Origin of the sequence: Microbacterium sp. SORGH_AS_0888, from assembly GCF_030818905.1 — a bacterium.
Classification (GTDB): domain Bacteria; phylum Actinomycetota; class Actinomycetes; order Actinomycetales; family Microbacteriaceae; genus Microbacterium.
Map to the genome: position 1 here is coordinate 3,581,406 of NZ_JAUTAZ010000001.1, position 21,108 is coordinate 3,602,513.

Annotated in this window: 17 protein-coding genes and 2 pseudogenes; 9 read left to right on the top strand and 10 right to left on the bottom strand. The window is 69.7% G+C overall.

The window, feature by feature from the left end:
- Positions 1 to 60: 60 nt before the first annotated feature.
- Positions 61 to 1,042: pseudogene (locus tag QE381_RS17535) on the bottom strand (IS481 family transposase).
- Between the two features lie 334 nt (positions 1,043 to 1,376).
- Here QE381_RS17535 and QE381_RS17540 point away from each other — a divergent pair.
- Entirely contained in the window at positions 1,377 to 2,234 is an 858-nt protein-coding gene (locus QE381_RS17540; RefSeq protein WP_307220263.1) for a type IV toxin-antitoxin system AbiEi family antitoxin domain-containing protein, read from the top strand.
- Positions 2,235 to 2,360: 126 nt separating this feature from the next.
- Here the strand turns inward: QE381_RS17540 and trpS are convergent, their stop codons facing one another.
- The 9 genes from trpS to sdhC all read right to left on the bottom strand — a co-directional run bounded on the left by trpS (position 2,361) and on the right by sdhC (position 11,252).
- Positions 2,361 to 3,365 (bottom strand): tryptophan--tRNA ligase, encoded by a 1,005-nt coding sequence (gene trpS / locus QE381_RS17545; protein ID WP_307220264.1) that lies wholly within the window; start codon positions 3,363 to 3,365, stop codon positions 2,361 to 2,363.
- Positions 3,366 to 3,405: 40 nt separating this feature from the next.
- Positions 3,406 to 4,254, bottom strand: coding sequence for an exodeoxyribonuclease III (locus QE381_RS17550; protein WP_307220266.1), 849 nt, complete (start codon positions 4,252 to 4,254; stop codon positions 3,406 to 3,408).
- Positions 4,255 to 4,263: 9 nt separating this feature from the next.
- A complete protein-coding gene (locus QE381_RS17555; protein WP_373427001.1) occupies positions 4,264 to 5,391 on the bottom strand; it encodes a YihY/virulence factor BrkB family protein in 1,128 nt (375 codons plus the stop codon).
- A 155-nt stretch (positions 5,392 to 5,546) separates the two neighbouring features.
- On the bottom strand, positions 5,547 to 6,374 hold the full coding sequence (locus tag QE381_RS17560) for a helix-turn-helix transcriptional regulator (protein WP_307220269.1): 828 nt from the start codon (positions 6,372 to 6,374) through the stop codon (positions 5,547 to 5,549).
- 16 nt (positions 6,375 to 6,390) lie between these two features.
- Positions 6,391 to 7,248: a helix-turn-helix transcriptional regulator gene (locus QE381_RS17565; RefSeq protein WP_307220271.1), complete on the bottom strand. Its 858-nt coding sequence runs from the start codon at positions 7,246 to 7,248 to the stop codon at positions 6,391 to 6,393.
- Positions 7,249 to 7,740: 492 nt separating this feature from the next.
- A complete protein-coding gene (locus QE381_RS17570) occupies positions 7,741 to 8,511 on the bottom strand; it encodes a succinate dehydrogenase iron-sulfur subunit (protein ID WP_307220272.1) in 771 nt (256 codons plus the stop codon).
- Complete coding sequence (gene sdhA, locus QE381_RS17575; protein WP_307220274.1) at positions 8,511 to 10,340, bottom strand: succinate dehydrogenase flavoprotein subunit; 1,830 nt, start codon at positions 10,338 to 10,340, stop codon at positions 8,511 to 8,513. The genes QE381_RS17570 and sdhA overlap by 1 nt, the downstream gene beginning before the upstream one ends.
- 34 nt (positions 10,341 to 10,374) lie before the next feature.
- Positions 10,375 to 10,818 (bottom strand): succinate dehydrogenase hydrophobic membrane anchor subunit, encoded by a 444-nt coding sequence (locus QE381_RS17580; RefSeq protein ID WP_307220276.1) that lies wholly within the window; start codon positions 10,816 to 10,818, stop codon positions 10,375 to 10,377.
- On the bottom strand, positions 10,818 to 11,252 hold the full coding sequence (sdhC, locus tag QE381_RS17585; RefSeq protein ID WP_307220278.1) for a succinate dehydrogenase, cytochrome b556 subunit: 435 nt from the start codon (positions 11,250 to 11,252) through the stop codon (positions 10,818 to 10,820). Before sdhC ends, QE381_RS17580 begins: the two co-directional genes overlap by 1 nt.
- 196 nt (positions 11,253 to 11,448) lie before the next feature.
- On the opposite strand from sdhC, the gene QE381_RS17590 reads away from it, so the two are divergent.
- From QE381_RS17590 to QE381_RS17625, 8 genes and pseudogenes are all read left to right on the top strand, one after another.
- Positions 11,449 to 12,564: a mannose-1-phosphate guanylyltransferase gene (locus QE381_RS17590; protein ID WP_307220280.1), complete on the top strand. Its 1,116-nt coding sequence runs from the start codon at positions 11,449 to 11,451 to the stop codon at positions 12,562 to 12,564.
- Positions 12,565 to 12,744: 180 nt separating this feature from the next.
- On the top strand, positions 12,745 to 13,869 hold the full coding sequence (locus tag QE381_RS17595) for a BMP family protein (protein ID WP_373426964.1): 1,125 nt from the start codon (positions 12,745 to 12,747) through the stop codon (positions 13,867 to 13,869).
- Positions 13,870 to 13,980: 111 nt separating this feature from the next.
- Positions 13,981 to 15,495, top strand: a complete 1,515-nt coding sequence (locus tag QE381_RS17600) for an ABC transporter ATP-binding protein (protein ID WP_307220282.1) — start codon at positions 13,981 to 13,983, stop codon at positions 15,493 to 15,495.
- Positions 15,492 to 16,821: pseudogene (locus QE381_RS17605) on the top strand (ABC transporter permease). The gene QE381_RS17600 and the pseudogene QE381_RS17605 overlap by 4 nt, the downstream one beginning before the upstream one ends.
- Positions 16,818 to 18,095, top strand: a complete 1,278-nt coding sequence (locus QE381_RS17610; protein WP_307220284.1) for an ABC transporter permease — start codon at positions 16,818 to 16,820, stop codon at positions 18,093 to 18,095. The pseudogene QE381_RS17605 and the gene QE381_RS17610 overlap by 4 nt, the downstream one beginning before the upstream one ends.
- Before the next feature lie 7 nt (positions 18,096 to 18,102).
- The gene (locus tag QE381_RS17615; protein WP_307220286.1) at positions 18,103 to 18,504 is read left to right on the top strand and encodes a cytidine deaminase; all 402 of its coding nucleotides are present in this window, start codon (positions 18,103 to 18,105) and stop codon (positions 18,502 to 18,504) included.
- Positions 18,505 to 18,601: 97 nt separating this feature from the next.
- Positions 18,602 to 19,894 carry a thymidine phosphorylase gene (locus tag QE381_RS17620; protein WP_307220287.1) on the top strand — a complete coding sequence of 431 codons (1,293 nt, stop codon included), beginning with the start codon at positions 18,602 to 18,604 and terminating at the stop codon, positions 19,892 to 19,894.
- Between the two features lie 20 nt (positions 19,895 to 19,914).
- Positions 19,915 to 21,030, top strand: a complete 1,116-nt coding sequence (locus QE381_RS17625; protein WP_307220288.1) for an adenosine deaminase — start codon at positions 19,915 to 19,917, stop codon at positions 21,028 to 21,030.
- The last annotated feature ends 78 nt before the right edge of the window (positions 21,031 to 21,108 follow it).

The following is a 21,108-nucleotide window of genomic DNA, read 5'->3' on the forward strand; positions in this document are numbered from 1 at the left end:
CGCCCGCCAACCCCGCGCCCCCGCTCTGACCCCACCCCTCTCGCTCGCCCCGCGCCCCGGCTAGCTGTATTGACCTCGACCGTTGTTGATTCGGTCGATGGGGATGCCGCCGATGCCGAGGTGGTGTCTGTCTAGGTTGTAGTGATCGAGCCAGGTGGGCAAGGCTGCGGTGCGGTCGGTGTTCGAGTTCCATGGTCGGGCGTAGGCCCACTCGGTCGCGAGGGTTCGGTTGAGGCGTTCCACTTTCCCGTTGGTCCAGGGGCAGTGCGGGCGGATGAACTTCTGAGTGATTCCGTGCGCGTTGATCACGCCGCGGAATGCGGTGGAGTGACGGTAGGCGAACGCGTTGTCGCTGATGACCCGCTCGACCCTCACTCCGAGGGCGGCGTAGAACGCGACAGCGCGATCTAAGAACCCCGCGGCGGTGACACCCTTCTCGTCGTCGTGGACCTCGGCGTAAGCGACCCGGGAATGGTCATCGATGGCGGTGTGGACGTAGTCGTATCCGATCTTCAGATGCGACGTCCGATGAACAGCGACGGTCTGGGTCGGATCCGCGCGCCACCCGCCGCCGTCCGGGATCCTGCCGAGCTTCTTCACGTCGACATGGATCAGCGAGCCGGGGTGGTCGTGCTCGTAGCGCGCCGCAGTGGCCCGCCTCGCGCGGATGATTCTGCCCGTGACGGGATCCAGCTCGCGAATCAACGGGACTCGGTGGCGGTGCAGCACCCGCCCCACCGTCGACGCGTGCATGCCGAGTCTGCCCGCGATGAACACCGGGCCACGACGGCTGAGATGCCGAATGATCAACACCCGCGTCTCCACACATGGGGCCGTGCGACGAGGATGCGACGCGGCCACGCTGGACCGATCGATCAGCCCCGCCGGTCCGTCCTCCCGGAAGCGGCGCCCACCACCGCCACGCCGCCGTGCGAGAGATCCCCATCTCCGCCGCAACATGCGAGACCGGGCGCCCAGATTGGATGCGCTGGACCATGATCAACCTGCCAGCCGGCGTCAGCCGGGCGTTAGCGTGGGACACGAGAGACCTCCGTGGACTCGAGGGAACCTAGACAACTCCAACTCGACCCCGGAGGTCTCTCCTACGTCAACAACGATCCGGGTCAGTACAGCTAGCCCCTCTCGCCCTTCGCGCCCCGGCTCGCCCTCGCGTTCCGCCCCGCCCTTCGCGCCCCGGCCACTGCGCATAACTCAGGCAGAAGCGCTCTCGAGCAGTCCGCGGACCCCTGCGCGGCCGATTCTGCCTGAGTTATGCGCAGGCATCGGCTCCTCCCCAGCCGCCCCGGCGGCGCGGGATGTCCACATCTGCGCCCGGCAAGCGCCAGCGCGGATGTCGGCAAGCCACGGTGGAGGGCATGACACATCCCGAGCGGAGCGACGGTGTGCTCCGCCGGGCTGATCTGCTCGCCGCGGGGTATCGTCCCCGACGCATCACCCGTGCCGTGCGGGACGGTGAGCTGATACGTCTGCGACGGGACCGCTACATGCGAGCGCCGCAGCACGGGATCGACCAGGCGGTGCGGATCGGCGGTCGCCTCGCCTGCGTGTCACTGCTGGCGGTGCTCGGAGTGTTCGTCCTGGATACGAGCAGGCTCCATGTGCACCTCGAACGGACGATGTCGCGGCTTCGCTCCCCGGACGACCGCTCACGGCGCTTCAGTCGGGCCGACACGACCCGCGCGCGGCTGCATTGGTGGCCCTTGTCCGACGTGCCGGCCCTCGGCGTGGTCGCTCTCGCCGACGCCCTGGCTCAGGCGGTGCGCTGCCAGACGGCGAGAGCGGCGGTCGCCACGGTCGACAGCATCCTCCATCTCGGGCTGATGACGCACGCGGAGGTGCAGGATGTCTTCGCGTCGCTGCCGCGGCGGTACGCGGTGATCCTCTCGCTTGCGGACGCCTCGGCCGAATCGGGCGCCGAGACGCTCATGCGGCTCGTGCTGCGGCAGCTGGGGCTGCGCTACCAGGCGCAGGTGCGGATCCGCGGCGTCGGACGAGTCGACTTCCTCGTCGAGGGATGGCTCGTGATCGAGTGCGACAGCCGCGCCCATCATGAGGGGTGGGCGAAGCAGCGCGAGGATCGGCGCCGCGATCTCGCCGCCGCCGCGCGGGGTCTGACGACACTCCGTCCGCTCGCCGAGGACCTGTTCTTCGAGCGTGAGCACGTCGTCGCCGCGGTGCGCGGGCTCGTCGCGGCCCGTCGTCGTCGCGGTTGACAGGCGCCGGTGCACGACCCGTGAACGAGACCGCACCTGCGCGTAACTCAGGCAGAACTGCCGCCGCTGGGCCGAGAACGGCCCGAGAGGCAGGTTCTGCCTGAGTTATGCGCGTTGGCGCTCGGGTCAGCGGCGGCGCAGCAACCCGATCCGGTCATAGACGTCCGCCAGCGTCGCCTCGGCGACGGATGCCGCGCGGTCGGCGTTGTGCGCAAGCACGCGGTCGAGCTCGGCGGGGTCGGCGAGCAGCTCGAGAGCGCGTTCCCGCACGGGCCCGAACTCGGAGACGACGACCTCGGCGAGGCCCTTCTTGAAGTCGCCGTAGCCGCGGCCGGCGTACTCGTCCTCGATCGCCGGGATCTGACGACCGGACAGCGCCGCGTAGATGACGAGCAGGTTCGACACACCCGGCTTGCTCTCCCGGTCGTAGCGCACCGACCCCTCCGAGTCGGTCACCGCCCGCATGACCTTCTTCGCCGTCACTGCGGGGTCGTCGAGCAGCCACAGCACGCCGGCATCCGATTCGGCCGACTTCGACATCTTCGCCGTCGGGTTCTGCAGGTCGTAGATCCGCGCGGTCTCCTGCTGGATGACGGGGGTGGGAACCCGGAACGTCTCGCCGAAGCGGGAGTTGAAGCGCTCCGCGAGATCACGGGTGAGCTCGACGTGCTGCTTCTGATCATCGCCCACCGGGACGATGTCGGTCTGGTACAGCAGGATGTCGGCGGCCATGAGGATCGGATAGGTGAACAGGCCGACGCTCGTGGCGTCCGAGCCGTAGCGCTGCGACTTGTCCTTGAACTGCGTCATCCGACCGGCCTCGCCGAAGCCGGTGATCGTGCTGAGCACCCAGGCGAGCTCGGCGTGGGCCGGCACCTGCGACTGCACATACAGCGTCGACTTCGACGGCTCGATGCCGGCCGCGATGTACTGCGCGGCCGTGCGCCGTGTCTTCTCGCGCAGCTCGGCCGGGTTCTGCGCGACCGTGATCGCGTGCAGGTCGACGACGGAGAAGAACGCGTCGTAGGACTCCTGCAGGTCGCGCCACTGCAGCAGAGCCCCGATGTAGTTGCCGATCTGGAGCGAATCGGCGGAGGGCTGCATTCCGGAGTAGAGGCGCGCTTTGGTCACGGCTCCAGTCTAGGGAACCGTGACGACGGACCCCGTGGGCTCAGACGCCGACGCGGTAGTCGACGATCACCGGTGCGTGGTCGCTCCATCGCTCCGCGTAGGCGGCGGCGCGCGCGACACGATAGTCGACGACGCGTTCCGCCAGCGTCGGCGTGACGAGGTGGTAGTCGATGCGCCAGCCGGTGTCGTTGTCGAACGCCTGGCCGCGGTTCGACCACCACGTGTAGGGGCCGTCGACCTCGCCGGCGAATCGGCGCCCCACGTCGACCCAGCCCAGACCGGTCCCGGTCGAGCCGTCGACACCGACGATCTCGGCGCCTTCGTCGCCGAGGAATCGGTCGAAGTAGGCGCGTTCGCGGGGGAGGAACCCCGCCTTCTTGACATTGCCGCGCCAGTTCTTGATGTCGAGCGGTCGGTGGCCGACGTTGAGGTCGCCCATGACGGCCGCGAGCGCGCCGTCCGACGCGAGCTCGGGCAGGCGCACGGTCATCGCGTCGAGGAAGCCGTACTTGGCGTCCTGTTTGGGGGTGCCGTCCTCTCCGGAGTGCACATAGGCGCTCACGACGGTCAAGCGCTCCCCGTCGACGTCGAAATCGGCCTCGAGCCAGCGGCCCTGCGAGTCGACCGTGTCGTCGCCGAGCTCGGTCCGCGACGCGAGGATCGGCAGGCGGCTCGCGACGGCGACGCCGGAGCGGCCCTTGGTGTGCGACTCGTCGTGGACAAGCTCCCACCCGGGCAGCGCCGTCTCGAGGTGGACGCGCTCGGCGCGCACCTCTTGCAGCGCGAGGATGTCGACATCCGCAGCATCGAGCCATCCGGCCATGCCGTTGCGCACGGCGGCGCGGATTCCGTTGACGTTGACGGTGGCGATGCGGAGGTCTCTGGGCACGGATCAAGCCTAGGATGAGCCACCGACATCGTCGGTCGGGTGCTCGTAGAGGCGCCGTGGCGACTCCGGCAGCGCCGCCTCCACGCGGGCGAGGTCCGCCGCCGCGGCGCGCACCCGGGCTCGAGCCCGCGGACGCTCCCACCAGCGGGCGTGGGTGCGGGCGTCCCGGGCCTCGCGCAGACGCACCTGCGCGGCGATGTGCAGCGCCTCCCGTTCGCGGCGTCTCCGCTCCTGCTCGGAGATGGCCACCAGCGGCAGGTCGCGGTCGGCCGTCGCGACCGCGATCCAGGCCGCCGCGACGAGCATCACGATCCCGTTGAGGCGGAACCACAGCAGGAAGCCGATGAAGATCGCGAAGGTCGCCAGCAGCGGGTTGCTGGGGGAGTAGAGCAGCAGCACGCCCGCGCCCAGCTGGAGCACCGCGAGCGCCGCACCGCCGAGGAGGGAGCCGGGCCAGATGCGCCGCCAGCGCAAGGAGGTTCCGGTGAGGAATCGGAACAGGAGCGCGAGGGCGAGCGCGTTGATCGCGAAGGCGACGAGGAGCGTCAGCACGCGCACCGTGACGGCCGACCAGGTGCTGTCGGTGTTCCAGCCGATCAGGGTGAACATCACGTCGAGTGCCCAGAGCGTGATCTGCACGAGCGCCCAGCCGACGAGCAGCGAGACCCCGAACAGTGCCGCCGCCAGCAGATCGCGCGCCTTGAGCACCACATAGCTGCGGTCGTCGTAGGGCAGCCCGAACGTGTCCCGCACGGCGCGGCGGGTGTAGGTCACGAAGCCGATCGCGGTCCAGACGACCACGATGAGGGCGATGAGCCCGGTGATGGTGGCCAGGCTCCCGCCGCTTCTGGCGGCGACCTCCTGCACCGTGTCCGGGTGGATCAGACCGTGCTCGCTGACGAGATTGGGGATGTAGGAGTTGACGATGTCGATGAGGCCTGCGACGGCCTGTTCGTCGCCGCCGAGCCAGAGGCCCACGCCGGCGGCAGCGAGATAGATGCCGGAGAAGATCGTGAACAACGACTGGTAGCTGATGCCCGCCGCGAGGAGGAAGCCGTTGTGCTGGAGGAAGTGGCGCCAGACGCGGATCGGGAACCAGGCCAGCGTGCGTCGCGTGAGGTCGGTGGCTCGCTCGATCGGCTCATCGAGCCGCTCCGCGCAGCAGCTGCCACCGGTCGTCCGTCACGCTCACACCCTACCCATGACCGCGAGACCAGTCCTGCGCGCCGAGACCGGCGAGAAAACCGCCGGTCTCGGCGCCGCGGACTGGTCTCGCGGTGAGGGAGGGGAGATCAGGCGCAGAGCGGAGGACCGAGCTCGACGGGGACACCTGCGTCGCTCATCGACACGAGGGCGCAGATCTCGCTTCCCGCAGCGACGTCGAGCAGCAGGCCCGTGCGCACGGATGTCGCATCCGTCGAGGTTCGCGGCTTGCCCCGACCGCCGTAGCGGTCGCCCTGGCGGTACACCTCGATCGTGAGCGGCTCGCCGCGTGTGGTGTCGTCCTCCCGCGTGACCTCCGCCCAGGCCGCCCCGCAGGAGCGGGATGAGAACAGCGTGAGCACGAGCGCTCCGTCGAGACGCGGCGCGACGGCGCGGGCTTGCGCATCCTCACGGCACACCGTCTGCATCGGATCCGAGGCGGGGACCACCGGCAGCGTGGACGCCCCCGCACGCGCGGGGGCGCGACGCGAATCGGATGCGGACCGGATGTCGGGAGCCCACCAGACCGCGGTGCTCGCGGCGACGGCGGCCACGAGCGCGACGGCCGTCGCTGCGACGATCAGCCGTCGCCGTGTCCCGTCCCTCGTGGGAGCCGGCGTCCTCGGGACGTGGGCCCGAGCGGGACGCGGGCTCTCGCGGGCGCGCAACGCGGACAGCCTCCGCTGCCATCCCTCGGCCTCGCCGCCCAGTGCCGTCACCAGGCGTTCGGTCGTGTTCGGGGTGGGAGGATGCCGTCCTGCGAACGCGGAGGAGAGCACGCTCTTGGAGATGTACGTCCGGGCGGCGAGCGCCTGGAGGGTGGGGTTCCCGGCGGCGTATCGCAGCTCGCGCAGGTCTGCCGCGAAGGCGCGCACATCGTCCGCCCGATCGCCCGCCCCGTCGTCTGCCCCCGGCATCCGCTGTCCTCAGGGGTCAGATGCAGACCGGCGTGGATGTCGTGGCCACGCCGTCCACGGTCACGGTGGCCACTCCGCACACGCGGGCGTTGACGTCGGGCTCGATCATCAGGGTGGTGTACAGGGACTGCACGTCCGTGTCCGTGCGTTCTTGGTCGCGTGAGCTCTCCGGGTCCGATCGCGGGTAGATGCGCACCGACAGGGTGTTGCCGGATCCCTTGCCGTCGTAGCGGGTGACACGGCCCCAGACCGCCATGCACCGGTTGGAGTACATCATCTCGATCAGCGCCTGCCCGTCGAGGAACTTGTCGCCGCCGGCGAGCACCGCATCCTCCCGGCAGACGGTCTGCATCGGGTCGACGCCGTCGGCGTAGGGGAGGTAGCTGGGCTCCGCGGACGCCGCGACCGCGGGCTCGGCCGGAGCCGTGCGCGCAGACCAGCCGATGAGCGTGGAACAGGCGATCGAGACGATCGCCGTCGCGGCGATGCCCAGGAGGAACACGCCGAGCGACACCGGACGCGCCAGCGCCGACGGTCGCGCCGAAGCCGCGCCTTCGCGCGGGACTCCCCGCGGCGGGTCGTCCGCGGCCGGTGCCGCGCTGCGCGGATCCAGGGCCAGGCGTCGGGTGACCCACTCCGCGTGGTCTGCCCCCAGCGCTTCGGTGAGCCGCCGCACGGTGTTCTCCGTCGGCAGTCGGCGCGCGGCGAAGGCATCGGAGAGGACGCTCTTGGAGACACCGGTGGTTCCCGCCAGGGTGTCGAGCGTCGGGCTTCCGGCGGAGCGCCGCAGCTCGGCGAGGTCGAGCGCGAACGCGGAGACGGAGTCGCCGCGGGAGGGCGCGTTCTCGGGCTGCGGAGGCGGCTTCTGCGTCATGCGATGTCTGACCTTCGGGTCAATGGTCCGGACTCGGTGCGAACCGGCTGCGGGACCCCACGCCCGCCGGTCGGCGTCGGGTCCATTATGCAAACACCGGGCCTGTCCTGCCGCATCGGCCCGGAGTCGGAATGGTCTCGTGACCTGGGGGTGTCCGGATATTCCTAGTCCGCGCACGGCCGGAGCGGAACATGCGCCGGCTCGACGGACCGGTGTGGGAATTCCGGATGTCGACCGAACGCTCGAGGCTCCGCCCGACCATCCGCTGTGATGTCCGTACGCGGGGGACGAGGTGTCCGCATCCCGGGGACGGCGCCGTGGATGTTGGGGGCGTCGTCGTCTCCGGGAAGGCACACCGGAGGCCGATGCGCCGGACCTGCCCGTGTCACTCGGCGGTCGCTGAAACCGCGAGACCAGTCCTGCGCGCCGAGACCGGCGAGAAAACCGCCGGTCTCGGCGCCGCGGACTGGTCTCGCGGTCAGGGACGGGGGGTCAGGCGCCGCGCAGGACGGCCTGCTTCACCTCGGCGATCGCCTTGGTGACCTGGATGCCGCGGGGGCACGCCTCGGTGCAGTTGAAGGTCGTGCGGCACCGCCACACGCCTTCCTTGTCGTTCAGGATGTCGAGCCGCACATCGCCCGCGTCGTCGCGCGAGTCGAAGATGAACCGGTGCGCGTTGACGATCGCGGCCGGGCCGAAGTACTGGCCGTCGGTCCAGAACACCGGGCACGACGACGTGCACGCCGCGCACAGGATGCACTTGGTCGTGTCGTCGAAGCGCTCACGGTCGGCGATCGACTGGATGCGCTCCTTGCCGGGCTCGGCGGCCGTCTTGGCGACGAGGAACGGCTGCACCTCGCGGTACGACGCGAAGAACGGCTCCATGTCGACGACGAGGTCCTTCTCGAGCGGCAGACCCTTGATCGCCTCGACGTAGATCGGCTTCGAGATGTCGAGGTCCTTGATCAGCGTCTTGCAGGCGAGCCGGTTGCGCCCGTTGATGCGCATCGCGTCCGAGCCGCAGATGCCGTGCGCGCACGAGCGACGGAACGTGAGCGAGCCGTCGACCTCCCACTTGATCTTGTGCAGTGCGTCGAGCACGCGGTCGGTGGGGTACATCTCGACGTCGTAGTCGACCCAGCGAGGCTCGGCATCCACCTCGGGGTCGAAGCGCCGGACGATGAAGGTCACCAGGTACGACTGGATCGGGGCCTCGCCTGCCGCTTCTGCGACGGTGTCCTGTTCGACGACAGCGGTCGACATCAGTACTTCCTCTCCATCGGCGGGTAGTTGAGCTCGCCCTTCTCGTTCTTGGTGAAGACCACGGGTTTCCAGTCGAGCCGGATGTGGTCCTCCGGGTCAGGGGAGTGCGGATCGCCCGTGAGGTAGGCCATCGTGTGCTGCATGTAGTTCACGTCGTCGCGGTCGGGGTAGTCCTCGCGCATGTGGCCGCCGCGGCTCTCCTTGCGGTTGCGGGCGGCGTAGGCGACGATCTCGGCGAGGTCCAGGAGGAACCCGAGCTCGACGGCCTCGAGCAGGTCGGTGTTGTAGCGGGTGCCCTTGTCGTCGACGTGCACGTTCTTGTAACGCTGGCGCAGGTCGTGGATCGTGCCCATCACGTTGGTGAGGGTCTCCTCGGTGCGGAAGACCTGGGCGTTGGCGTCCATCTCCTCCTGCAGCTTCTTGCGCAGCACCGCCACGCGCTCCGTTCCGGTGTTGGCGCGCAGGCCCTCGAGCATCTCGCGCACCTCCTGCGCCGGGTTCTCCGGCAGCGGCACGAATTCGGCCGTCTTCACGTACTCGACGGCGTTGCGGCCGCTGCGCTTGCCGAAGACGTTGATGTCCAGCAGCGAGTTCGTGCCGAGACGGTTCGAGCCGTGCACGGACACGCACGCGCACTCGCCCGCGGCGTACAGACCCGGCACGACCGTCGTGTTGTCGGCCAGCACCTCGCCGTTGTTGTTGGTCGGGATGCCGCCCATCGCGTAGTGCGCGGTCGGCATGACCGGGACCGGCTCGGTCACGGGGTCGACGCCGAGATAGGTGCGGGCGAACTCCGTGATGTCGGGGAGCTTGGTCTCCAGCACCTCCGCACCCAGGTGCGTGCAGTCCAGGTAGACGTAGTCCTTGTGGGGGCCGGCGCCGCGGCCCTCGAGCACCTCTTTGACCATGCAGCGCGCGACGATGTCGCGGGGGGCGAGGTCTTTGATCGTGGGGGCGTAGCGCTCCATGAACCGCTCGCCGGAGGCGTTACGGAGGATCGCGCCCTCGCCTCGGGCGCCCTCGGTCAGGAGGATGCCGAGGCCCGCGAGGCCGGTCGGGTGGAACTGGAAGAACTCGATGTCCTCCAGCGGCAGACCCTTGCGCCAGATGATGCCGACGCCGTCGCCCGTGAGGGTGTGGGCGTTGGAGGTGGTCTTGTAGATCTTGCCGAAGCCGCCGGTCGCGAAGATCACGGCCTTGGAGTGGAAGACGTGGAGGTCGCCGGTGGCGAGCTCGTACGCCACGACGCCCGCGATCTGCGTGTTGCCGTCCGCGTCCTTCACCGTGATGAGGTCGAGCGCGTAGAACTCGTTGAAGAAGTTGATGCCGAGCTTGACGCAGTTCTGGAAGAGCGTCTGCAGGATCATGTGGCCGGTGCGGTCGGCGGCGTAGCACGCGCGGCGCACGGGCGTCTTGCCGTGATCGGCGGTGTGGCCGCCGAACCGGCGCTGGTCGATCTTGCCCTCGGGGGTGCGGTTGAAGGGCAGGCCCATGTTCTCCAGGTCGATGACCGCGTCGATGGCCTCCTTCGCGAGGATCTCCGCCGCATCCTGGTCGACGAGGTAGTCGCCGCCCTTGACGGTGTCGAAGGTGTGCCACTCCCACGAGTCCTCTTCGACGTTGGCGAGCGCCGCAGCCATCCCGCCCTGCGCCGCGCCCGTGTGGGAGCGGGTGGGGTAGAGCTTGGTGATGACGGCCGTCCTGGCGCCGGGGCCCGCCTCGATCGCGGCGCGCATGCCGGCTCCGCCGGCACCGACGATCACGATGTCGAACTGGTGGTAGTAGACGCCGTCCTTGACGACGGTGTCCGCGCTGGAGTGGGTGCTCACGAATGCCTCTTGTCGTTGTGTCGTGCGGACGTGCTTACTTGCACAGCTCCCAGAGCGAGCTGTCGCTGGTCACGCCCAGGCACGGATCGAAGGTGAAGACCACGAGCGTGCCGAGCGCGATGAGGAACGCTGCGACGATCCAGATGGCCCACACGAGCACGCGGCGCGTGGCCGAGTGCGTGACGTAGTCGTTCACGATGGTGCGCATGCCGTTGCCGCCGTGGATGAGGGCGAGCCACAGCATGAGCACGTCCCACCACTGCCAGAACGGGCTGGCGAGCTTGCCGGCCACGAAGGCGAAGTCGATCTGGTGGATGCCTTCGCCCGTCATGAGGTTCACGAACAGGTGGCCGAAGATCAGCACCACGAGCAGCACGCCGGAGGCGCGCATGTACACCCAGCCCCACTTCTCGAGGTTGGGGCCGCGGCGGCGGGGGGCCGAGAAGGGCGAGCGCGGGTCGGCGATGGCCTGGGACATCAGTGACCGCCTCCCGTCGCGGCGAAGACGTTCATGAGGTGACGGGGCGCGAAGCCGAGCATCGTCACGACCCAGACGCCGAGGACGATCCACCACAGCTGACGCTGGTACTTCGCCCCCTTCGCCCAGAAGTCGACGAGGATGATGCGCAGTCCGTTGAAGGCGTGGTACGCGATCGCGGCGACCAGGAAGACCTCGCCGATGCCCATGACGGGGTTCTTGTAGGTGCCGATCACCGCGTCGTAGGCCTCGGGCGAGACCCGGATCAGGGCGGTGTCCAGGATGTGCACCAGCAGGAAGAAGAAGATGGCCACGCCCGTGATGCGGTGGAGCACCCATGACCACATGCCCTCGTTGCCGCGGTAGAGCGTGCCCCGTGGAACCTTCGAAGTGGTCTGGGCGAGCGTTGGCGTGACCCGTGCTGGTGCTGACACAGTCGTCCTCCCTGATCGAACACGTGCGGAGTTGACGACGCCTCCTCCGGGAGACGGACTCCTGCGTCACTCGGGCGCTGTGAGCCATCATATTCCCGGGCATTCCGCAGGCGCCGTTTAGGAGACCCTAAACATCTCGGTGTCGAGACATCCCGTCCGTCATTTCCCGGCAACCTGAGGCCGCTAGCGTGGGGGCATGGCGAACCCTATCGACGGCTTCTACGCCGTGATCCCCGCCGGCGGCGTCGGCAGCCGGCTCTGGCCGCTCTCCCGCGCCGAGGCGCCGAAATTCCTGCACGACCTGACCGGGTCCGGTCAGACGCTGCTGCGCGACACGTGGGATCGGCTCGAGCCGCTCGCCGGTCACGACCGGATCGCCGTCGTCACCGGGCGCGCGCACCGAGCCGCCGTGGAGCGGGAGCTGCCGGGCATCCCCGATGTCAACGTCTTCCTCGAGTCGGAGCCCCGCGACTCGACCGCCGCGATCGGGCTCGCCGCTGCCGTGCTCGTCCGTCGCGAGCCGGATGTCGTCATCGGCTCGTTCGCGGCGGACCACGTGATCCGTGGGCCGCGCGTGTTCGACTTCGCCGTGCGTCAGGCGGTGGCCGTCGCCCGCGCCGGATACATCTGCACGATCGGCATCCAGCCCGCAGAGGCCTCCACCGGCTTCGGCTACATCAAGCGGGCCGGCGAGCTCGAGGTCGAGGGGGCGCCCGAGGCGGCGCTCGTGGAGCGCTTCGTGGAGAAGCCGGATCTCGAGACGGCGCGCAGCTACTTCGCCGACCGCGCCTACTCCTGGAACGCGGGCATGTTCATCTCGCGCGCCGACGTGCTGCTGGCTGAGATCGAGGCCAACGAGCCGGAGCTGCACGCGGGGCTGATCGAGCTCGCCGAGGCCTGGGACGACCGCGAGCGCCGCGGGCCGGCGGTGGACCGCATCTGGCCGGAGCTGAAGAAGATCGCCATCGACTACACGGTCGCCGAGCCCGCCGCGGCCAAGGGTCGGCTGGCAGTCGTGCCGGGGCACTTCGAGTGGGACGACGTCGGCGACTTCGCCAGCCTCACCAAGCTCATGTCGAACGGGCGCAAGAACGATCTGGCGATCCTCGGCGAGAACGCCCGCATCCTCTCCGACGCCGCGAGCGGCATCGTGGTCTCGCAGACCAAGCGCGTCATCTCGCTCATCGGCGTGCAGGACATCGTCGTCGTCGACACCGACGACGCGCTGCTGGTCACGACGAGCGAGCACGCGCAGCGGGTCAAGCAGGTCGTCGATGCGCTCAAGGTGACCGGCCGCGGCGACGTGCTCTGAGCGCCTGGCTGATACCGGGTCGCGGACGCGGTGGCACCGGGTGCCGGAAAGTGCACGGGTTTGTAACCATTGGGTTGCGTCCTGTGCATAGACGTCTCCTCCCGTCGTCACACTGTGTAACGTGACGGAGTCCCTGCCCCGGAATCCCCCGGGGTGGCCACGTCTTTGCTTGGAGGACTCATGAAGAAGACGATGACCAAGGCGCTGATCTCCGGCCTCGCGATCGCGGGCACCGCCGCGATCCTCGCCGGCTGCGGCGCCGCTCCCACCACCACCGCGTCCAGCGGCGGCTCTGCGGATGTCGCGGCGGGCTTCAAGCCCTGCCTCATCTCGGACGACGGCGGCTGGAACGACAAGTCGTTCAACCAGTCGGCCAAGGCCGGCATGGACAAGGCCGCCGACGAGCTCGGCGTGAAGAGCCTCGAGCTCGAGTCGACGTCCGAGAACGACTACGCACCGAACATGCAGCAGGCCGTGTCCGAGGGCTGCAGCCTCATCATCTCCGTCGGCTACAAGCTGGCCGCGGCGACCGTCGAGGCCGCCACCGCGAACCCGACCCTCGAGTTCGCGATCATCGACGACTACGCCGATGTCGACCAGGACGGCAAGACCGACGCGCCCAACATCAAGCCGCTCGTGTTCGACACGGCGCAGGCGGCCTACCTCGGCGGCTACGCCGCGGCGGCGTGGTCCGCCAAGGACGGCGTCAACAAGGTCGGCACCTTCGGCGGCATCCAGATCCCCTCGGTCGCGGTCTTCATGGACGGCTTCCAGATGGGCGTCGAGAAGTACAACACCGACAAGGGCGCCAACGTCCAGGTCTTCGGATGGGACACCGCGACGCAGTCCGGCTCCTTCACCGGCGGCTTCGCCGCGAACGACACCGCCAAGCAGACCGCGCAGGGCGTGCTCGACCAGGGTGTCGACGTCATCCTGCCCGTCGGCGGTCCGATCTACCAGAGCGCCGCGGCGGCGATCGCCGACAGCGGCAAGAACACGGTCATGATCGGTGTCGACAGCGACCTCGCGGTCGCCGACTCGAGCGTCGCCGACATCACGCTGGTCTCGATCATGAAGGCGCTCGACGTCGCCGTGCACGACACCACGATGTCGGCCGCGAAGGGCCAGTTCGACGTCACGCCCTACGTCGGCACGCTGAAGAACGACGGCGTGAAGCTCTCGAGCTTCCACGACTTCGAGTCGAAGCTGCCGTCGGGCCTGACCGACGAGCTCTCGGCGCTGCAGGAGAAGATCGTGTCGGGCGAGATCACGGTGACCTCGCCGAACTCGCCGAAGGCGCAGTGATCTGATCGGATCTCGGGGCGGGCAGCGGAATCCGTTGCTCGCCCCGAGTCCGTTCCCCTGGCCGTGTACAGCCCCTCCGTCAGCGACGGGGCACTGGATAAGGTGCAACGTATGAAGCTCGAACTCCGAGGGATCACGAAGCGATTCGGGTCCCTCGTCGCCAACGATCACATCGATCTCACGGTCGAGCCCGGTGAGATCCACGCACTGCTCGGGGAGAACGGCGCGGGCAAGTCGACGTTGATGAACGTCCTCTACGGCCTGTACCAGGCCGACGAGGGAGAGATCCTCCTCGACGATCGCGCCCAGCGCTTCCGGGGCCCCGGTGACGCGATGGCCGCCGGCATCGGGATGGTGCACCAGCACTTCATGCTCGTCCCGGTCTTCACGGTCGCCGAGAACGTCATGCTCGGCCACGAGGAGACGAAGGGGCTCGGCCGGCTCGACCTGGCCAAGGCGCGGCGCCACGTGCGCGCGGTCGCCGATCGCTTCGGCTTCCACATCGACCCCGACGCCGTCGTGGGCGACCTGCCGGTCGGCGTGCAGCAGCGGGTCGAGATCATCAAGGCGCTCTCGCGCGACGCGCGCGTGCTCGTGTTCGACGAGCCGACCGCGGTCCTGACCCCGCAGGAGACCGACGAGCTCATGGCGATCATGCGCCGGCTGGCTGCCGAGGGCACCTCCATCGTCTTCATCACCCACAAGCTGCGCGAGGTCCGCGAGGTCGCCGACCGCATCACCGTCATCCGACTGGGTCGCGTCGTGGGGGAGGCCTCGCCGACCGCGAGCAACGCGGAGCTCGCCTCGATGATGGTCGGGCGCGCCGTCGAGCTCACCGTGCAGAAGGAGCCGCCGCGACTGGGGGAGGGCGGCCTCGAGGTCCGAGATCTGCGCGTCCTGACCACCGCGGGCGTCGTCGTGGTGGACGACGTCTCGTTCGACGTCCGCCCGGGCGAGGTGCTCGCCGTCGCCGGCGTCCAGGGCAACGGCCAGACCGAGCTGGTCGACGCGATCGTCGGGCTCGCCGACCGCGTGGAGGGCTCGATCCGCCTCGGCGGCGCGGAGCTCGTCGGCAAGAGCGTGCACGCCATCCTCGGAGAAGGGGTGGGGTTCGTCCCCGAGGACAGACAGGAGGACGGTCTCGTCGGCGGATTCAGCGTCGCGGAGAACCTCGTGCTGGACCGTTCGGACGACGCTCGGTTCGTGCGCGCGGGGACCCTCCGCCGCGCCGAGCTGGAGCGCTTCGCGCGCGACCGCATCGCCGAGTACGACATCCGTGCCCAAGGGCCTCATACGGCGGCGGGCACTCTGTCCGGCGGCAACCAGCAGAAGGTCGTGATCGCGCGCGAGATGAGCCGCGAGCTCCGCCTGCTGGTCGCGGCGCAGCCGACCCGAGGCGTCGACGTCGGCTCGATCGAGTTCATCCACAAACGCATCATCGAGACGCGGGATGCCGGCATCCCGGTCGTCGTCGTCTCCACCGAGCTCGACGAGGTCACCGCCCTCGCCGACCGCATCGCGGTGATGTACCGCGGCGCCATCGTCGGCATCGTCCCCGGCGACACGTCCCGCGAGGCGCTCGGCCTCATGATGGCGGGTGCCGCCGAGCCGGAGGCCGCCGCATGAGCACCGACCAGACGCCGGGAACCGGCGACAGCAAGGGAGCGACGGAGGGACTGCCCCCCGTCTCGGGCCCGCTGACGGGGAAGGAGACGCCAGCGACGCCGGAGCCGCATCCCGCGCCGCGCTCGAGCATCTTCCTGCGCGAGCTGCTGCGCGGCAGCGCCGTGACCACGATCCTGGCGATCGTGCTCGCGATGGTCGCGGGCGGCGTCCTCATCGCCGTCACCAACGAGGACGTGCAGGCAGCGTCCGGCTACTTCTTCGCCCGCCCCGGCGACACGCTCGCCGCCATCTGGAGCGCGGTCTACAACGGCTACGAGGCGCTGTTCCGCGGGGCGGTGTTCAACTCGCGCGTTCCGGACTTCGCGGCGCAGATCCGACCGCTCACCAACTCGCTCGGCTTCGCCGCACCGCTCATCGCGGCAGGTCTCGGCGTCGCCCTCGCGTTCCGCGTGGGGCTGTTCAACATCGGCGCACGCGGCCAGATGCTGATCGGCGCGATGTTCGCCGGCCTCTTCGCGTTCAACCTGCAGCTGCCGATGTGGCTGCACCTGCCGCTCACGCTGATCGCGGGCATCGTCGGCGGTGCGCTGTGGGGCGGCATCGTCGGGCTGCTGAAGGCCCGCACCGGCGCGCACGAGGTCATCCTCACGATCATGCTCAACTACGTGGCGTTCTACCTGCTGCTGTGGATGATCCGTACCCCCGGTCTCCTGCAGAAGCCGGGCGGCAACCAGCCCATCACGCAGGCCACGCCCGCGACGGCCCAGTTCCCGGATCTGCTCGGTCCGCTCTTCCCGCAGCTGGACTGGGGCTTCGTCATCGTGATCGCCGCGACGGCGCTGGTGTGGTGGGTCATCGAGCGATCGAGCCTCGGCCTCCGGATGCGGGCGGTGGGCGAGAACCCGCACGCCGCACGGGGCCGCCGGGATCAGCGTGCAGCGCATCTACGTGTACGCGATGCTGTTCGCGGGCGGGCTGGCGGGACTCGCGGCCATGAACCAGATCCAGGGCAACGTCACGACCGGGTTCACGGCCAGCATCGATGCGGGCATCGGGTTCGACGCCATCACGGTGGCGCTGCTGGGCCGGAGTCGGGCGTGGGGAACTTTCGCCGCCGGCATCCTGTTCGGTGCGCTCAAGGCCGGCTCGTTCTCGATGCAGGCACAGGGCATCCCCGTCGACATCGTGCTGGTCGTGCAGTCGCTCATCGTGCTGTTCATCGCCGCCCCGCCGCTGCTGCGCGCCGTCTTCTTCCTCCCCAAGACGGATGCCGAGAAAGCCGCCAGGGCGAGAGCCAAGGCCGCGAAGAAGGCGGTGACGGCATGACGCTCACCCGCGCCGCTGACACCGCGGTCCCGCTCGCCGTCGTCACGCGCCGACGGTTCAAGGTGCCGATCACGCTCGCGATCGCCACGCTCCTGCTCGCGGCGCTGTTCCTCTTCTCGCCTCGCGACGGTGTGTCGACCTTCAAGCTGGGCGAGCCCGACGCCGCGCTCTCGCTCGCCGACATCGGGGTCCCGACGGCCGCCACGTGCTGGATCGTGCTGGCGGTGCTCGCGCTTCTCACCCTCTGGGCCTTCTGGGATGCGTGGTCCTTCCGGCCGGCGCGGCTCTGGCTGACGATCCCGTTCGCGGTCCTGGGCGTGTTCGCCTTCCTCGTGTGGGCGGGCGCGGGCGGACTCGTGCCCGTTCCGAGCCTGCTCGTGGGCGCGGTCTCGCTCTCCGTGCCGCTCGTGTTCGGCGCGCTCGGCGGTGTGATCGGCGAACGCGTCGGCGTCGTCAACGTCGCGATCGAGGGGCAGCTGCTGCTCGGCGCGTTCTCGGCGGCCGTCCTCTCGAGCCTGACGCAGAACCCCTTCGTGGGTCTCCTGGGCGCGATGGTCGGCGGCGTGCTGGTGTCGTTCGTGCTCGCCGCCTTCGCGATCAAGTACCTCGTCGACCAGGTGATCGTCGGCGTCGTGCTGAACGTGCTGGTGACGGGGCTGACGGGCTTCCTCTACGGCGCGCTCCTCGTGCCGAACGAGGCCACGCTCAACGATCCCGCTCGATTCGGCCGGGTGCCGATCCCGTTCCTCAGCGAGATCCCGGTCATCGGGCCGGTGCTGTTCGATCAGACCTTCATCGTCTACCTCATGTTCGTGACGGTCGTCATCGTGTCGTGGGCGCTCTACCGCACCAGGTGGGGTCTCCGGCTGCGCGCGGTGGGCGAGCACCCCCAGGCCGCCGACACGGTCGGCATCCGGGTCAACCCGACGAGGTTCTGGAACGTCTCGCTCGCCGGGGCGATCGCGGGCATCGGCGGCGCCTACTTCACCCTCGTGTCGGTGCCCCAGTTCGGCAAGGAGATGACGGCTGGTCTCGGGTTCATCGCGCTCGCGGCCGTGATCTTCGGCCGATGGGACCCGATCCGCGCGACCCTGGCGGCCCTGCTGTTCGGCTTCGCGACGAACCTGCAGAACCTGCTCACGGTTCTGAAGACGCCGATCCCGAGCGAGTTCATGCTCATGCTGCCGTACGTCGTCACGATCCTCGCGGTCGCCGGCTTCGCCGGTCAGATCCGGGGACCCGCCGCATCCGGCAAGCCGTACATCAAGGGATAGGAGCACCGTGACCGACATCGACTGGGCAGCACTGCGGGCGGCCGCCGTGGACGCGATGACCCACGCGTACGCGCCGTACTCGAACTACAGCGTCGGGGCGGCCGCGCTCACCGACGACGGCCGGATCGTGTCGGGCTGCAACGTCGAGAACGCCTCGTACGGCGTCGGCCTGTGCGCGGAGTGCGCGCTCGTCGGAGACCTGAGGATGTCGGGCGGCGGCCTCCTGGTCGCCTTCGTCTGCGTGAACGGCGCCGCCGAGACGATCATGCCGTGCGGACGCTGCCGTCAGGTGCTGTACGAGTTCTCCGCACCCGGCATGCTGCTGGAGACCGTGTCCGGCATCCGCACGATGGACGAGGTGCTGCCGGACGCGTTCGGTCCCCGCGATCTGGAGGAGTATCGCGCATGACCATGTCCCACTTCCGACCGGTGCGTGTCCCGCTTTGCGCCGTTCGCCGGCGCGACGAGCGGTCCGAACTGGGACATGCAGGGCGGAGGGATGCCGCATGAGCGCGGTGGAGCCGTTCGACGCGGTCGACGTCATCCGCGCCAAGCGCGACGGGGGAGAGGTTCCCGAGGACGCGCTGCGGTGGATGGTGGATGCGTACACCCGCGAATACGTCTCCGACGCCCAGATGGCGGCGTTCGCCATGGCGGTGCTGCTCAACGGCATGCAGCGCGAGGAGATCCGCGTCCTGACCGACGCCATGATCGCCTCCGGGGAGCGGATGAGCTTCGCGAGTCTCGGCAAGGCCACGGTCGACAAGCACTCCACCGGCGGCGTGGGCGACAAGATCACGCTGCCGCTCGCTCCTCTCGTGGCCTCGTTCGGGGTCGCGGTGCCGCAGCTGTCAGGCCGTGGGCTCGGCCACACCGGCGGCACGCTCGACAAGCTCGAGTCGATCCCGGGATGGCGCGCCTCGCTCTCCAACGACGAGATGCTCGCCCAGCTCGCGTCGGTCGGCGCCGTCGTCTGCGCGGCCGGCGCCGGGCTCGCGCCCGCCGACAAGCGCCTCTACGCGCTCCGTGACGTCACCGGGACCGTCGAGGCGATCCCGCTGATCGCCTCGAGCATCATGTCGAAGAAGATCGCCGAGGGCACCGCCGCGCTGGTCCTGGACGTGAAGTTCGGCTCGGGCGCGTTCATGCAGGACCTCGAGCGCGCCCGCGAGCTCGCGCGCACGATGGTCGCGCTCGGCACCGACTCCGGCGTCGCGACGACGGCCCTGCTCACCGACATGAACACGCCGCTCGGGCGGGCGATCGGCAACGCGAACGAGGTGCGGGAGTCGGTCGAGGTGCTCGCCGGCGGCGGGCCCGCCGATGTCGTCGAGCTCACCCTGGCCCTCGCGCGCGAGATGCTCGCGCTCGCGGGGCTCCCCGACGCCGACGTCGCCGAGGCGCTGCGCGACGGCCGGGCGATGGACACGTGGCGCGCCATGATCCGCGCCCAGGGCGGCGATCCGGATGCGGCGCTCCCGGTCGCGCGCGAGACGCACACCGTCACGGCGGGCCGATCGGGCGTCGTCTCCCGCATCGACGCGCTTCCCTTCGGCGTCGCCGCGTGGCGGCTCGGCGCGGGGCGCGCCCGTGCCAGCGACGCCGTGGTCCACGCCGCCGGCATCGACCTGCACGTCGGACTCGGGGAGCGCGTCGCACAAGGTCAGCCGTTGTTCACCCTCTCGGCGGATGATGGAGCCCGGTTCGAGCGGGCGCTGGCGGCGGTCGACGGTGCCTGGGAGATCTCGGACACCGAGCCGGCCGCATCCCCGCGCGTACTCGAACGTCTCACCGCCTGACCCGAACCGAGGAGAACCCCATGCCGATCGACCAGTACGGAGACGCCCGCCTCGACGGTGTGTCGATCCGGAGCCTTCCCAAGGTGTCGTTGCACGATCACCTGGACGGCGCCGTGCGCCCCGACACGATCGTGGAGCTCGCCGACGAGATGGGCGTGACCCTGCCGGTGGCGGACGCCGACGATCTGGGCGACTGGATCGGAGAGCAGGCCGACAGCGGCTCGCTCGTCGACTTCCTCAAGCCGTTCGAGGTCGTGACGCAGGTGATGCAGACCCGCGAGGGGCTGCGTCGCATCGCGCGCGAGTTCGTCGAGGATCTCGCGGCCGACGGCGTCATCTACGGCGAGACGCGCTGGGCGCCGGAGAACCACGTCGCGGGCGGGCTCAGCATGGCCGAGGCGGTGGAGGCCGTGCAGGAGGGCATCGAGGAGGGCGAGGACGCCGCCGCCGACGCGGGCCGCGACATCCGCGTCGGGCAGATCCTCGCGGCGATGCGGCAGAACGGTCGTTCCGCCGAGGTCGCGCGCCTGGCGATCGATCTGCGCGAACGCGGGGTCGTGGGCTTCGACCTGGCAGGCCCGGAGGAGGGCTTCCCCGTTTCGCAGCACCGTCCGGCCCTCACGATGCTGGCGGACGCGTTCTTCCCCGTGACCCTGCATGCCGGCGAGGCCGACGGACTCGCCTCGATCCGCTCGGCGCTCCTGGACGGCAGGGCGCTCCGGCTCGGCCACGGTGTGCGCATCGCGCAGGACATCGAGGTCGTCTCGCGCTCGGGTGAGACGGTCGAGGTCGTGCTCGGCGACCTCGCCCGCTGGATCCGCGACCGCGAGATACCGCTCGAGCTGTCGGTGACCTCGAATCTGCAGACCGGGGCGATCGCGGCCTGGGGCGAAGAGGTCGAGGACCACCCCTTCGACCTGCTGTATCAGCTGGGGTTCTCGGTGACGGTCAACGTCGACGACCGCACGATGTGCCGTACCTCCCTCACGCGCGAGCTCGCACTGCTGGCGGAGACGTTCGACTACGGTCTCGACGACCTGGAGCGGTTCCAGCTCAACGCCGCGGCCGGGGCGTTCCTGCCCGTGGAGGAGCGCGAGGAGCTCATCGACCTCATCTCCGACGGCTTCGCCTCCTAGCCCGTGTCCCCTCCGCGCGAGCGCGGAACACCCGCCGTCCGGCTGCGATCCCGCCGCCGGACGGCGGGGACACCCGCG

Coding starts and splice junctions, on each gene's coding strand:
- QE381_RS17540 (WP_307220263.1), top strand. CDS start 1,377: ATGACACATCCCGAGCGGAGCGACGGTGTGCTCCGCCGGGCTGATCTG.
- QE381_RS17560 (WP_307220269.1), bottom strand. CDS start 6,374: ATGCCGGGGGCAGACGACGGGGCGGGCGATCGGGCGGACGATGTGCGC.
- QE381_RS17565 (WP_307220271.1), bottom strand. CDS start 7,248: ATGACGCAGAAGCCGCCTCCGCAGCCCGAGAACGCGCCCTCCCGCGGC.
- QE381_RS17570 (WP_307220272.1), bottom strand. CDS start 8,511: ATGTCGACCGCTGTCGTCGAACAGGACACCGTCGCAGAAGCGGCAGGC.
- QE381_RS17580 (WP_307220276.1), bottom strand. CDS start 10,818: ATGTCCCAGGCCATCGCCGACCCGCGCTCGCCCTTCTCGGCCCCCCGC.
- QE381_RS17590 (WP_307220280.1), top strand. CDS start 11,449: ATGGCGAACCCTATCGACGGCTTCTACGCCGTGATCCCCGCCGGCGGC.
- QE381_RS17595 (WP_373426964.1), top strand. CDS start 12,745: ATGAAGAAGACGATGACCAAGGCGCTGATCTCCGGCCTCGCGATCGCG.
- QE381_RS17600 (WP_307220282.1), top strand. CDS start 13,981: ATGAAGCTCGAACTCCGAGGGATCACGAAGCGATTCGGGTCCCTCGTC.
- QE381_RS17610 (WP_307220284.1), top strand. CDS start 16,818: ATGACGCTCACCCGCGCCGCTGACACCGCGGTCCCGCTCGCCGTCGTC.
- QE381_RS17620 (WP_307220287.1), top strand. CDS start 18,602: ATGAGCGCGGTGGAGCCGTTCGACGCGGTCGACGTCATCCGCGCCAAG.
- QE381_RS17625 (WP_307220288.1), top strand. CDS start 19,915: ATGCCGATCGACCAGTACGGAGACGCCCGCCTCGACGGTGTGTCGATC.